Source organism: Ochrobactrum sp. PL_is483 (genome assembly GCF_055816855.1).
In genome coordinates this window covers 658,078-671,495 of record NZ_JBVPGS010000040.1, presented here as the reverse complement: position 1 = coordinate 671,495, position 13,418 = coordinate 658,078, and the positions used below count along the sequence as shown (strand labels likewise).

The window sequence follows — 13,418 nt, the reverse complement described above, 5'->3', positions numbered from 1 at the left end:
CATGACGAATTCGAAGTCTGCTGAACCCATGTCACGTAACCTGGTCCGCATCGGGCTGGCTCTCGCCGTACTGCTGCTTTTTGCTGCGGGCGCTGCGTTCTTTTATGCATCTCGCGTGTCGGACAAGGCCCGCCATGCAGAAGTGGATGGCAAGGTACAAGTCGCAATCAATGCAAAAAGCTGCGAGCCGAATGAGCTGACCGTTCCTGCCGGGCGTTCGGTGTTCGAAATCATAAACAAGTCGGATCGCACCGTGGAATGGGAAATTCTTGACGGAGTGATGGTTCTTGAAGAACGTGAAAACATCGCGCCGGGTTTCAAACAGACAATCACTGCGAAGCTGGCGCCGGGCGAATACCAGATTACCTGTGGGCTTCTGTCCAATCCTCGGGGCAAGTTGACCGTAACTGCGACCGCCGCCAGCGAAGCGGAGAAGGGCAAGCTTCCGCTTACTGCTTTCATCGGGGCGCTGGCTGAATATCAGATCTATCTCGCAACCGAAGTGGCTGAATTCCAGAAAGCAGTTGCGGCGCTTTCCGCAGCAATAGCGAGCGGAAATCTTGATGCCGCACAAGCTGCCTATGGCCCTGCACGAGAGGCCTATGGACGTATTGCCCCTGTTTCGGAGGCGTTCTCTGATCTCGATACCGCTATCAATGCGCGCGCGGATTATTTCGAAAAGCGGGAGCAGGACGCTGCTTTCGGCGGCCTGCATCGTATCGAATATGGGCTGTTCGAGCAGAAATCGGCAGATGATCTGGCCCCGGTTTCGGACAAGTTGGCCCAGGATGCGGGCGCGCTGAAGGAGCGTATTCGCGCTCTGCGTATTTCGCCGGATCGCATGCTGGCTGGCACCGCATCGGCGCTTAATCGTTTTGCTTCGGCGGCGGGCGATACCGGCGAAGACCGTTATGCCCACACTGATCTGTACGCTTTCGCCGGGCTCGTTGAAGGCGCGGCCAAGACGGCAAATGTGTTGCGGCCCATCGTGGACAAAGTCGATGCGAAGGCTTTTGAAGGCATCGACAAGGAACTGGCTGCGGTGAAAGCTCTCTTGAGCGCCAATGCCGAAGGCAATGGTTTCAAGGCCTATGACAATCTCTCGTCTGATGAAAAGGCGAAGATCAAGGAGGGCGCCGCTTCGCTCGCCGCCCAATTCTCTAAACTCCGCGATCAATTGGGAGTGAATTAGTGACCAAGAAATTTTTGAAAACAGATAATCCTGTTTCACCTTCACGCCGCGCATTGCTGCTCGGTGCCGGAGCAACTGGTGTTGCAGGCGTGCTTGCTCCACAGTCGGCACAAGCGCTTTCCTCCGACAATGTAACCAATGCGCCGGAAAGCGAAAAGCTGCACGAAAGCCAGCCTTTTTACGGGCAGCATCAGCCGGGCATCGTGACGCCACGCCCCGCGGCTGGTCTCGTTGCTTCTTTCGATGTGCTGGCGCGCGACCGCGCTGAACTTGAGCGCATGTTCAAGCTGCTCACCGAGCGCGCGGAATTCTTGATGAAGGGCGGAAGGCCGCCGGTGCTGGATGCGAAATTTCCGCCATCGGATTCCGGTATTCTCGGTCCGGTCGTCACCCCGGATAATCTCACTGTCACGGTCGCGCTCGGCTCGTCATTATTCGATGATCGTTTTGGCTTGAAGCCGTTGAAGCCGAAACTTCTACAGCGCATGACAGGTTTTCCCAACGATGCCTTGCAAAAGGACATCTGCCATGGGGACCTTGTAATTCAGTTCTGCTCGAATACGCCGGATACGAATATCCATGCTTTGCGGGACATTATGAAGAACATGCCTGATCTTCTGATGGTGCGCTGGAAACAGGAAGGAAGCGTTCCGGTACAGCCTCCGCATTCCCCCAAGGCAAAAGAAAGCGCCCGGAATTTCCTCGGCTTTCGCGATGGCTCCGCCAACCCGGATTCCTCCGATGAAGCGTTGATGAACCGTATCGTCTGGGTGGGGAAGCAAAATGCAGAGCCGGATTGGGCGACCAATGGCAGCTATATGGCCGTGCGTATCATTCGCAATTTCGTGGAGCGCTGGGACCGCACCCCGCTGCAGGAGCAGGAAGCGATTTTCGGGCGCCGCAAGGATAGCGGAGCGCCATTCGACGGAAAAACCGAGACCGACGTTCCCGATTACGCGAAAGACGCCGACGGCAAGGTAACGCCGCTCGACTCGCATATTCGTCTGGCAAATCCGCGCGATGCAAATGCTGATCAGCACCTCATTCTGCGTCGTCCATTCAACTATTCCAACGGCGTCAGTAAATCGGGCCAACTTGATATGGGCCTCCTCTTCATCGCCTATCAGGCCGATCTGGAAAAGGGCTTCATCACGGTTCAGAACCGGCTCAACGGTGAGCCTCTGGAAGAATATCTGAAACCCATTGGGGGCGGGTATTTCTTCGCGCTGCCGGGTGTTCAAGATCACAAGGACTACTACGCGCGCGCACTTTTGGAGGCCAGCGGTCCGCAAAATGCCCGCGGGTGAGATCGCGACCAAATTTTATTAACGCGTATTCCTCGGAATGCGCCGACATGGAGAGGCTAAATATGAAGTATCGTCTGCCATTGCTTGCATCGGCTTGCGCCGTCGCAATTTCGCTCAGCTTCGGCGCAGCCAAGGCCGAAGTATCTCCGCTGGATCTTGTTCAGCCGATCGCTGACTACAAGATCTACGTGCAGGAAAACCTTGATATCCTGGTAAAAGACACCCAGGCTTTCACGGATGCGGTCAAGGCAGGCGATCTGGAAAAGGCCAAGGAGCTTTATCCCTCCACTCGTGTCTCCTACGAGAAGATCGAACCAATCGCCGAACTCTTCGCTGATCTCGACGCTTCGATCGATAGCCGCGCTGACGACCATGAAAATGGCGAGAAGTCGGAAGATTTCACCGGATTTCATCGCATCGAGTATGGCTTGTTTGCGCAGAATTCAAGCGAAGGGCTCGCTCCGGTCGCCGACAAGCTCTACGCAGACGTGCTGGAACTCCAAAAGCGCGTAAAAGACCTTACCGTTCCGCCGGAAAAGGTAGTCGGCGGCGCTGCTGCCCTGCTTGAAGAAGTAGCCGCTACCAAGATTTCCGGTGAGGAAGATCGTTACAGCCATACGGACCTGTGGGATTTCAAGGCCAATGTGGATGGCGCGCAGAAGATCGTTGAGCTGTTCAAACCTCTGCTGCAAAAGGAAAACCCGGACCTCGTGACGAAGGTGGAAGCCAACTTCAAGACGGTTGATGATATTCTCGCCAAGTACAAGAAGGGCGACGGTTACGAGTCTTATGACAAGCTTTCCGACGACGATCGCAAGGCGCTGGCTGGTCCTGTGACCACGCTGGCAGAGGATTTATCCACTCTGCGCGGTACACTCGGCTTGAACTAAATAGATAAAATAAAATGGCGGGGTGACTCGCCATTTTTACTTCTGAATCACTGCATAAAAAACAAATGGATAGAGCGGTTCCGACGATTCCGTTAAAACAGGAACCGCTCTAGCATGCCGACGAGCCAATATAAGAGCGATCATAACGCGCCTGGATAAACCCTGACCGGGCGGTTGTCCTTCACGGATTCCATCACCACGAAAGTCGACGTGCTTGCCACATTGGGCAGGCTCGAAATCTTTTCGCCCAGCACCTCGCGGTAACGCCGGATGTTGGACGTTCGCACTTTCAGGAGATAGTCGAAAGAGCTTGCGATCATGTGGCATTCCTCGACTTCGCGTATTTTGCGCACCGCCACATTGAACGCTTCAAGCGCCGCCTCGCGTGTGTCCGACAGCTTGACCGTCGTAAAGGCGATATGATCGAGACCGAGCTTTTCCGGGTCAATGGCCGCACGGAAGCCGACAATATAGCCTTCATCGACCAATCTTTTCAGTCTGGCCTGGCACGGTGTCTTGGAGAGCCCGACTTTTTTCGAGAGCTCCGTGACTGGAATGCGCCCATCTTCACTCAAGACCTCCAGAATACGCCGATCGAACTGATCCAAATCGTCCACAGAGTCTATTTGTCGCATTCTTTTAGCCTTCTGATAGGTCTGTAATAAGATCGTTTTTCCTTTATATGGAGCAAATGAAGGCAGAACGCAATTTGTACAAATGATAGTGTGCGCCCACATAAAGCAGAGCTAAACTGTGCACAGACGCTCTGGGCTGTTTTCATTTGCGAGCATAGCATCATGACCGACACCATACCCGCTCCCACCAATCCGGTTTTCCAGAATTTTGCGCCGCCGATCCGCGAGCAAAATGCGCTAAGGCAGGCGATTACCGCCGCTTATCGTCGGCCCGAATCCGAATGCGTTTCCGCATTGGTCGCACAGGCAACCTTGCCGGAAGAAACAGTCAAGCAAATCCGCACTACCGCCCGCAAGCTGATCGAAGCGCTGCGCGCCAAGCACAAGGGCACCGGCGTTGAAGGTCTGGTGCATGAATATTCGCTGTCGAGCCAGGAAGGCGTGGCGCTGATGTGCCTTGCCGAAGCTCTGCTGCGCATTCCCGACATGGCGACGCGCGACGCGCTGATCCGCGACAAGATTTCGAATGGCGACTGGAAGTCTCACATCGGCGGAGGGCGTTCGCTTTTCGTCAATGCTGCGACCTGGGGTCTTGTCGTCACTGGCAAGCTGACGAATACGGTCAACGATCGTGGCCTATCGGCAGCTCTCACTCGCCTCATCGCCCGTTGCGGTGAACCAGTCATTCGTCGCGGCGTGGACATGGCCATGCGCATGATGGGCGAACAGTTCGTCACCGGCGAAACCATCGAAGAAGCATTGAAACGCGCTAAGCCGCTGGAAGAACGAGGCTTTCGCTATTCCTACGACATGCTGGGTGAGGCCGCGACGACTGCCGCCGACGCCGAGCGCTATTACAAGGATTACGAGACCGCAATCCACGCCATAGGCCGTGCATCGGCTGGCCGTGGCATTTATGACGGCCCCGGTATTTCCATCAAGCTGTCCGCTCTGCACCCGCGTTATGTCCGCTCCCAGAGCGAGCGCGTGATGGGCGAACTTTTGCCCAAGGTGAAGGCACTCGCTGCCATCGCCAAGTCCTATAATATCGGCCTTAATATCGATGCCGAAGAAGCTGACCGTCTGGAGCTGTCGCTTGACCTGTTGCAGAGCCTGATCGAAGACCCGGAACTGGCAGATTGGGAAGGCATCGGTTTCGTGGTGCAGGCCTATGGCAAGCGTTGCCCGTTCGTGCTCGATTTCATCATCGATCTTGCGCGACAGAACAAGCGGCGCGTCATGGTTCGTCTGGTCAAGGGCGCTTATTGGGATGCCGAGATCAAACGTGCTCAGGTGGATGGGCTGGAAGATTTTCCGGTTTATACCCGCAAGGTGCATACCGATGTTTCCTACATCGCCTGTGCCCGCAAGCTCCTTGCCGCGACCGATGCCGTTTTCCCGCAGTTTGCAACCCACAATGCGCAGACGTTGGCCACCATCTATCATCTGGCTGGCCCGGATTTCAAAACCGGCAAGTTCGAGTTCCAGTGCCTGCATGGCATGGGTGAGCCGCTTTATGATGAAGTTGTCGGCGCCGATAAGCTTGGTCGCCCGGCTCGCATTTACGCGCCAGTCGGCACGCACGAGACGCTGCTGGCTTATCTGGTTCGTCGCCTTCTCGAAAACGGTGCGAACTCCTCCTTCGTCAACCGCATCGGTGATGCAAGTGTTTCCGTCAATGAGCTGATCTCCGATCCGGTTGAGGTCGTTCGCTCCATGGCTGTTATCGGCGCACGCCACGACCAGATTGCACTGCCGGAAAATCTCTATGGCGTTCGTAGGAATTCCGATGGTTTTGACCTGTCAAACGAGACCACGCTGGCGGAACTGAGCAAAACTCTGGAAGACAGCACCAATCGTGCATGGACGTCGGAGCCGCAAGTTGCTGGCGCCAAGGTGAAGGGAACCAGCCGTCCTGTTCTCAATCCAGGTGATCGTAACGATATTGTCGGCACGGTGACTGAGATCGCCGAAGCAGACGTAGCCAAAGCCATGAAGTCGGCAAAGAACGCAACGGCAAGCTGGTCGGCGGTTGCGCCTGCTGAACGTGCGGCCTGTCTTGAACGCGCAGCCGACATTATGCAGCGTGATATGCCAGTTCTGCTTGGTCTCATCATGCGCGAAGCCGGCAAATCCATGCCAAACGCGATTGCCGAAGTGCGCGAAGCCATCGACTTCCTGCGCTATTATGCTGAACAGGCCCGCCGCACCTTGGGCGTTGCCCATAAGGCGCTGGGGCCTATTGTCTGCATCAGCCCGTGGAATTTCCCGCTGGCGATCTTCACTGGCCAGATTGCCGCCGCTCTCGTCGCGGGCAATCCGGTTCTGGCGAAGCCCGCCGAAGAAACTCCGCTCATTGCAGCACAGGGCGTCCGCATCTTGCATGAGGCTGGCATTCCGGCTGATGCGCTCCAGCTTCTGCCGGGCGATGGCCGTATCGGGGCGGCACTGGTTGCCGCCGAAGAAACATGCGGTGTGATGTTCACGGGTTCGACGGAAGTGGCGCGTCTCATTCAGGCGCAGCTGGCATCGCGCCTGCTGCCAAATGGCAAGCCGATCCCGCTGATTGCCGAAACCGGCGGTCAGAACGCCATGATCGTGGATTCATCTGCCTTGGCAGAGCAGGTCGTCTTCGACGTGATTGCATCCGCATTCGACAGCGCCGGTCAGCGTTGTTCGGCGCTGCGCGTTCTCTGCCTCCAGGAAGACGTGGCTGACCGCATCCTCACCATGCTCAAAGGCGCATTGAAGGAACTCTCCATCGGTCGCACCGACAGGCTGAAGGTCGATATTGGCCCGGTTATTACTGATGAAGCCAAAAACATCATCGAAAAACATGTTCAGGGCATGCGCGACCTTGGCCGCAAGGTGGAACAGCTTCCGCTTGGACCCGAAACCGAGAAGGGCACTTTCGTCGCGCCGACCATCATCGAGATCAACTCGCTTCGCGATCTCAAGCGGGAAGTCTTTGGTCCGGTTTTGCATGTTGTGCGTTACAAGCGCGATGACATGGAGCGTCTGATCGACGACATCAACGCAACTGGTTACGGGCTTACTTTTGGTCTGCATACCCGCCTTGACGAAACCATCGCAAATGTCGCGGATCGTATCCGTGTCGGGAACATCTATATCAACCGGAATGTCATTGGCGCGATTGTCGGCGTGCAGCCTTTCGGCGGGCGCGGCCTGTCTGGCACCGGCCCGAAGGCGGGTGGCCCGCTCTATCTCGGACGCCTCGTGGAAACGGCGCCGATCCCGCCGCGTCATAGTTCGGTTCACACCGATCCGGCGCTCAAGGATTTTGCCAAATGGCTTGGCCAGCGTGGCATGAACGATCTTGCTCAAGCTGCACGCGACACCGGTGGCGCTTCGGCTCTCGGTCTTGATCTTGAACTGCCGGGGCCGGTCGGTGAGCGCAATCTTTATGCGTTGCATCCACGCGGAAATATCCTGCTGGTTCCGCAGACGGAAACAGGACTTTATCGCCAGATGACTGCGGCACTAGCTACGGGCAATAACGCCTATATTGACGAGACCTCGGGCTTGCGGAATGTTCTGAAAGATATTCCGGCTTCTGTGGCAGCGCGCACGATCTGGACCAATAACTGGGAATCCGATGCACCATTTGCCGGTGCGCTTGTTGAAGGAGACTCTGAATGCATCGTGGAGATCAACAAGAAGATCGCAACGCTTCCGGGGCCATTGGTTCTGACGCAAGCGGCTTCCTCGGAAGAACTGGCAAACAACCCGGACACCTATTGCCTTAATTGGCTTCTGGAAGAAGTTTCAACTTCTATTAATACGACCGCTGCCGGCGGAAATGCCAGCCTGATGGCAATTGGCTGATCGCATAGGCATCGGAAAGAGCAGAAAGGCGGCTTCGGCCGCCTTTTTCTTTTGCCGGTACAGATTTGCATGGCTGTGCAAATGATGGCTCAAAACAGAATGATTGAATTATTTTTTATAATTTCAGAATAAAATTTACAAAGGCATTGACAGGCTTTCATAAAAGGCAAAGACTGTGCACACGCTTGCAAAAGCGTCGGCGTGGAGGCGCCGTATAAAGGGAGGAAAACAATGCGTTCGGCATTTCTGGTTGCGGCGCTGTCCGCTGGCGTATTTTCATTTGCTTTTTCTGCGCAGGCCGCAGGCAATCTCAATCTCATTTGTTCTGCGGATGTGGTTATCTGCGAGCAGATGAAGAACATGTTCGAGAAGGATACCGGCATCAAGGTCAACATGGTGCGGCTTTCTTCCGGCGAAACTTATGCCAAGGTAAGGGCGGAAGCGCGTAATCCAAAGACCGATATCTGGTGGGCTGGCACCGGCGATCCACATCTACAGGCTGCGGCTGAGGGACTTACGCTCGAATATAAATCGCCCATGCTCGACCAGTTGAATGATTGGGCCAAAAAGCAGGCCGAAAGCTCCGGATTCCGCACGGTTGGTGTTTATGCCGGTGCGCTTGGTTGGGGTTACAACACTGATATTCTGGCCAAGAAAAACCTGAAAGAGCCGAAATGCTGGGCCGATCTTCTGGACCCTTCCTATAAGGGCGAAATCCAGATGGCCAACCCGAATTCTTCGGGCACGGCCTATACGGCGCTGGCTACGCTGGTGCAGATCATGGGCGAAGATAAGGCCTATGAATATCTGAAGAAGCTCAACGAGAATGTATCGCAATACACCAAATCCGGCTCGGCTCCGGTCAAATCCGCCGCGCGCGGCGAAACCGGGATCGGGATCGTCTTTATGCATGATGCGGTGTCGATGACGGCGGAAGGCTTCCCGGTCAAGTCGGTTGCTCCATGTGAAGGCACGGGTTACGAGATCGGCTCCATGTCGATCGTCAAGGGCGCCAAGAATCTCGAAAATGCCAAGAAGTGGTACGACTGGGCGCTGACCGCAGAAGTGCAGTCGCATATGAAGGATGCGAAGTCCTTCCAGTTGCCGTCGAACAAATCGGCCGAGGTTCCAAAGGAATCCCCGCGCTTCGAAGATATCAAGCTGATCGATTATGACTTCAAGACCTATGGCGAACCGGCCAAGCGCAAGGAATTGCTTGAGCGCTGGGACAAGGAGATCGGCGCGCACGCCAACTGATCTTTCTACGGCCTGAAATCCGGGTGCGCCGCTCTTGTTATGCGTCGCACCTGTTCCGAATGGCGGAACAGAGTAGCGGTACTCCTGAAATAAGCTGGAGCCGGAGCCTGTAGCCATTCCTTGGAAATCCCCGATCTGGAGGGACGCGGACATCCATGAAACAGCATAATCGCAGACTGGATATCGTTCTGGCACTTGCGCTTGCGGCATTTGTCTTGTTGCCGTGGTATCGCGTGGAGGACGGTTTTCTGAGTTTCGGCTGGCTGGACGGAATGTTCGGCGATGGGGCAACTGCACCCGGCCTGTGGCAGATATTCTTTTTCGGACGCCCGTGGCTGGGGGCTGTCGCTGTATTCATGTTGGTCTGTGCTGCTTCCCGCTTTTTGCTCCCGGTTGAACGTCGCAGTGGGGCCATGATCTGCGCGAGCCTTCTCGGCTTGCTTTTTTTGAGCCTGCAAGGATTGGCCATCGGATTCTCGGGCTGGAACTGGACGATTAGTGAGAAACTGTTCGGCGCACTTGCCGATGGTCAGCCAGCCTTTGGGGCAGGGGCGATACTGACGGGGCTTTGTTTCCTGCTCATTTTTGCGTTTGGTGTCGCGGAACGCGGCGTGATGAAAGGAGACGCTTTTGTTGTCTCGTCCATTACTCTGCTTGTCGCACTGGTGGCTGTATTTGTCTTCTATCCTGTTCTCAGCATGTTTGTCGGGTCGGTGCAGGATTTCGACGGTTCGTTCAAGCCAGATGGTTTCATAGGTAATATCCAGGATTCTTCGATCTGGAGCCTGGCCTGTGTTGTCGGTGAAGGACGGTGTGGCGTTGCGTGGCGCACATTGTGGCTGGCGCTGATGACCGCGACGGGATCGACTGTGCTGGGGCTTGCCTTTGCCCTTGTCGCAACCCGCACAGGTTTCCCTTTCAAGAAAGGCCTCCGACTTCTTACCATATTGCCGATCATCACACCGCCTTTCGTTGTCGGCCTTGCATTGACTTTGCTTTTTGGTCGCGCAGGTGTGGTGACGGAACAGATTTCCAATATATTCGGCGTAGAACCGGGACGGTGGCTCTATGGGCTGACGGGCATATGGATTGCACAGGTTCTGTCTTTCACACCGATTTCCTTCCTCGTGCTTATCGGCGTTGTGGAAGGCGTGTCACCCTCGATGGAAGAGGCATCGCAAACTTTGCGCGCCGATCGCTGGCGGACTTTTCGCAGGGTTTCTCTGCCTCTGATGGCGCCAGGCCTTGCCAACGCATTTCTCATTGCATTCATTGAAAGCATGGCGGATTTTGGCAATCCGATGGTCCTCGGAGGCAGCAATGGTGTGCTTTCGACTGAAATATTCTTTGCCGTGGTGGGCGCGCAGAACGATCCTTCCCGTGCGGCGGTTCTCGCTATCGTGCTGCTCTGTTTCACACTCACCGCATTTCTTATCCAGCGCGTATGGCTCTCGGGCAAGAATTTCGCGACGGTGACCGGCAAGGGCGATTCCGGCATGCATGCCGGGCTGCCAAAAGGGTTGAAGATCGGCGTTTATGCTCTTGTCATCCCGTGGATGATTTTCACTATCGTTGTTTATGCGATGATCCTTATTGGCGGTTTCGTACGGCAGTGGGGGCTCGACAATACACTGACGGTTGAGCATTACGCGCGTGCATTCTCCGTCAACTGGACCGAAAACGGTATCGCATGGACCGGCGTGGCATGGAACTCGTTCTGGACAACCATGGAAATTTCGCTGCTCTCAGCCCCGCTGACTGCGGCAGTGGGTTTGCTGACGGCTTATCTGATTGTTCGCCAGCGTTTCGTCGGGCGTAATGTCTTCGAATTTGCCCTGATGTTGAGCTTCGCCATTCCTGGAACCGTCATCGGTGTCAGCTATATCATGGCGTTCAACCTGCCACCGCTTGAAATGACAGGCACGGCGCTGGTCCTGATCGCATGTTTTGTGTTTCGCAACATGCCGGTGGGCGTGCGGGGCGGGATTGCAGCCATGAGCCAGCTCGACAAAAGCCTTGATGAAGCGTCCCTAACGTTGCGGGCGAACAGTTTCCGCACGATCCGTAAGGTCATTCTTCCGTTGCTGCGTCCGGCGATCACGGCAGCGCTGGTTTATTCCTTTGTGCGCGCCATCACGTCCATCAGCGCGGTGATTTTCCTTGTGTCGGCACAATACAACATGGCGACGTCCTATATCGTCGGTCTGGTCGAAAACGGTGAATTCGGCGTGGCGATTGCATATTCATCGATGCTGATTGTCGTGATGATCGTCGTCATTACAGGCTTCCAGCTTCTCGTGGGTGAACGCAAGCTCAGGCGCGAAAACCGTGTCGCTGCTGCCACGCCCATCAAAACTGTTCGTCAGGAGAAAACCGCATGACTGCGATCCGTCCCGGCTCCGTTACATTTGAGAATGTCACCAAGAAATTCGGTAATTTCACCGCCTTGCCCGATCTGTCACTGACCGTCGAGCCGGGAACGCTGGTGACGCTCCTTGGGCCATCCGGTTGCGGCAAGACGACAACCTTGCGGTTGCTGGCCGGGCTCGAACATCCTACGTCTGGCCGTATCCTGATTGGCGGCAAGGATGTGACCAATCTGCCGGCCAATGAGCGTGATGTGTCTATGGTCTTCCAGTCCTACGCGCTCTTTCCGCATATGAGTTCGCTGGACAACGTGGCCTATGGGCTGGAATCCTCTGGCTTGAAGAAGGCCGAAGCGCGCGAACGTGCAGAAGAAGGGCTGAAGCTCGTCGGTCTTGCAGGAATGGGGCACCGCCTGCCGGCGGAATTGTCGGGCGGCCAACAGCAGCGCGTCGCTGTAGCCCGAGCCCTTGTGCTGGAGCCACAGGTTCTGCTTCTGGATGAGCCACTCTCGAATCTCGACGCTCGCTTGCGTCGTCGGGTGCGTACTGAAATTCGCGAGTTGCAGCAACGGCTCGGTTTTACGGCCGTCTATGTGACGCATGATCAGGACGAGGCGCTGGCCGTCTCCGACACAATCATCGTGATGAAGGAGGGCAATATCGCACAGAAGGGAAGTCCCCGTGATCTCTATGAGGCACCGGCATCAGCTTTTATCGCGGATTTCATGGGAGAAGCGAATGTCGTTCCATGTGAGGTGATGACGGCGGACGGCGCCGAGGCCGTTATTCGTGTCGGCGGTCTGACCCACCGGATTGCCGCACGTAATGCCAGACCCGGACCGGCGCAGCTTGCAATTCGTCCCAACGCTGTGACGCTGCAACCAAAAACCAATGGCGGTTTCCCCGGACGTGTTGCACATTCAGCCTATCTCGGAGATCACATCGAGTATGAAATCGAGACCGAACACGGCAAGCTTTTCATTGTCGATCCAGCGGTCGAAGAGGCGCTGCCACCGCAAACCGACGTCTCCATTGAGTTCAAAACCCGCGGCCTTGCCATAATCAATCAATAGGCGCAGAAGCGTCGTGCCGTTACCAACTCTTACCGGAAAATCATCATGACTTCTCATCCCCGACAGGAACTGGAAGCGCGGCTGGCGCTGGCCGAAAAGATCGCGCGCGAGGCGGGCGCCAAAGCGCTCGACTATTTCAATCAGCGTGAAACGCTGGTTATCGAAACCAAGCGCGATCCGCAGGATGTGGTATCGATTGCCGACAGGGACGTCGAGCAGCTTATCCGCGCTCGCGTGTCGGAAACGTTTCCTCAAGACGGTTTTCTGGGAGAGGAATACGGGTTGAACGAAGGCACGTCAGGGTACACCTGGGTCGTTGATCCCATTGATGGCACCAGTCCTTTCGTCAATGGCATGCCGAACTGGTGCGTTTCCATTGCCGTTCTGAAAGAAGGCGAGCCCGTCATCGGCGTAATCCAGGCCCCGTGTTTTGACGAGCTCTACGCTTCAGCCAAAGGTCTGGGCGCTACACTTGATGGAAAGGAGCTGGTTCTCGATCCGAGCCGCACGATCCGCAATTCGGTGACGGGTATCGGTGCCAACAACTATGTTACGCCGCAAGTCGTGGCAAAAATCGTGGAAGACCTGCTTGAGGCGGGCGGAACCTTTATCCGCAATGGTTCCGGTGCGCTGATGATTGCTTACGTCGCAGCGGGCAGGCTCGTCGGATATTATGAGCCTCATATGCATGCCTGGGATTGCATGGCGGGCTTCTGTCTCGTGCGCGAGGCGGGCGGTTATGCGCATCCTTTTCCGGTCGACGGAGAAAAACTCACCAAGGGTAACAAGGTTTTCGTGGCAGCGCCTGGTGCGATCGATGATCTCAAGAAAGTGGCCCGTCTATAGGAGGCG

At 55.8% G+C, this 13,418-nt stretch carries 9 protein-coding genes; 8 read left to right on the top strand and 1 reads right to left on the bottom strand.

What is annotated here, in order from left to right:
• The first annotated feature begins 1 nt into the window (after position 1).
• The 3 genes from efeO (AC0TNJ_RS21515) to efeO (AC0TNJ_RS21505) all read left to right on the top strand — a co-directional run bounded on the left by efeO (AC0TNJ_RS21515) (position 2) and on the right by efeO (AC0TNJ_RS21505) (position 3,389).
• Positions 2-1,192, top strand: coding sequence for an iron uptake system protein EfeO (gene efeO, locus AC0TNJ_RS21515; protein WP_473772327.1), 1,191 nt, complete (start codon positions 2-4; stop codon positions 1,190-1,192).
• A complete protein-coding gene (efeB, locus tag AC0TNJ_RS21510) occupies positions 1,192-2,499 on the top strand; it encodes an iron uptake transporter deferrochelatase/peroxidase subunit (RefSeq protein ID WP_473772326.1) in 1,308 nt (435 codons plus the stop codon). The genes efeO (AC0TNJ_RS21515) and efeB overlap by 1 nt, the downstream gene beginning before the upstream one ends.
• 62 nt (positions 2,500-2,561) lie before the next feature.
• Positions 2,562-3,389 (top strand): iron uptake system protein EfeO, encoded by an 828-nt coding sequence (gene efeO / locus AC0TNJ_RS21505; protein WP_473772325.1) that lies wholly within the window; start codon positions 2,562-2,564, stop codon positions 3,387-3,389.
• Between the two features lie 140 nt (positions 3,390-3,529).
• On the opposite strand, the gene AC0TNJ_RS21500 is transcribed toward efeO (AC0TNJ_RS21505), so the two are convergent.
• Complete coding sequence (locus tag AC0TNJ_RS21500; protein WP_473772324.1) at positions 3,530-4,024, bottom strand: Lrp/AsnC family transcriptional regulator; 495 nt, start codon at positions 4,022-4,024, stop codon at positions 3,530-3,532.
• A 162-nt stretch (positions 4,025-4,186) separates the two neighbouring features.
• Between AC0TNJ_RS21500 and putA the strand changes: the two genes are divergently transcribed.
• The 5 genes from putA to AC0TNJ_RS21475 all read left to right on the top strand — a co-directional run bounded on the left by putA (position 4,187) and on the right by AC0TNJ_RS21475 (position 13,412).
• Positions 4,187-7,870: a trifunctional transcriptional regulator/proline dehydrogenase/L-glutamate gamma-semialdehyde dehydrogenase gene (putA, locus tag AC0TNJ_RS21495; RefSeq protein WP_473772323.1), complete on the top strand. Its 3,684-nt coding sequence runs from the start codon at positions 4,187-4,189 to the stop codon at positions 7,868-7,870.
• A 231-nt stretch (positions 7,871-8,101) separates the two neighbouring features.
• The gene (locus tag AC0TNJ_RS21490) at positions 8,102-9,127 is read left to right on the top strand and encodes an ABC transporter substrate-binding protein (protein ID WP_473772322.1); all 1,026 of its coding nucleotides are present in this window, start codon (positions 8,102-8,104) and stop codon (positions 9,125-9,127) included.
• 155 nt (positions 9,128-9,282) lie between these two features.
• Positions 9,283-11,508: an ABC transporter permease gene (locus tag AC0TNJ_RS21485; RefSeq protein WP_473772321.1), complete on the top strand. Its 2,226-nt coding sequence runs from the start codon at positions 9,283-9,285 to the stop codon at positions 11,506-11,508.
• On the top strand, positions 11,505-12,566 hold the full coding sequence (locus AC0TNJ_RS21480) for an ABC transporter ATP-binding protein (protein WP_473772320.1): 1,062 nt from the start codon (positions 11,505-11,507) through the stop codon (positions 12,564-12,566). Before AC0TNJ_RS21485 ends, AC0TNJ_RS21480 begins: the two co-directional genes overlap by 4 nt.
• Positions 12,567-12,611: 45 nt before the next feature.
• Positions 12,612-13,412: an inositol monophosphatase family protein gene (locus AC0TNJ_RS21475; protein ID WP_473772319.1), complete on the top strand. Its 801-nt coding sequence runs from the start codon at positions 12,612-12,614 to the stop codon at positions 13,410-13,412.
• The last annotated feature ends 6 nt before the right edge of the window (positions 13,413-13,418 follow it).

Coding starts and splice junctions, on each gene's coding strand:
- efeO (WP_473772327.1), top strand. CDS start 2: ATGACGAATTCGAAGTCTGCTGAACCCATGTCACGTAACCTGGTCCGC.
- efeO (WP_473772325.1), top strand. CDS start 2,562: ATGAAGTATCGTCTGCCATTGCTTGCATCGGCTTGCGCCGTCGCAATT.
- AC0TNJ_RS21500 (WP_473772324.1), bottom strand. CDS start 4,024: ATGCGACAAATAGACTCTGTGGACGATTTGGATCAGTTCGATCGGCGT.
- putA (WP_473772323.1), top strand. CDS start 4,187: ATGACCGACACCATACCCGCTCCCACCAATCCGGTTTTCCAGAATTTT.
- AC0TNJ_RS21490 (WP_473772322.1), top strand. CDS start 8,102: ATGCGTTCGGCATTTCTGGTTGCGGCGCTGTCCGCTGGCGTATTTTCA.
- AC0TNJ_RS21485 (WP_473772321.1), top strand. CDS start 9,283: ATGAAACAGCATAATCGCAGACTGGATATCGTTCTGGCACTTGCGCTT.
- AC0TNJ_RS21480 (WP_473772320.1), top strand. CDS start 11,505: ATGACTGCGATCCGTCCCGGCTCCGTTACATTTGAGAATGTCACCAAG.
- AC0TNJ_RS21475 (WP_473772319.1), top strand. CDS start 12,612: ATGACTTCTCATCCCCGACAGGAACTGGAAGCGCGGCTGGCGCTGGCC.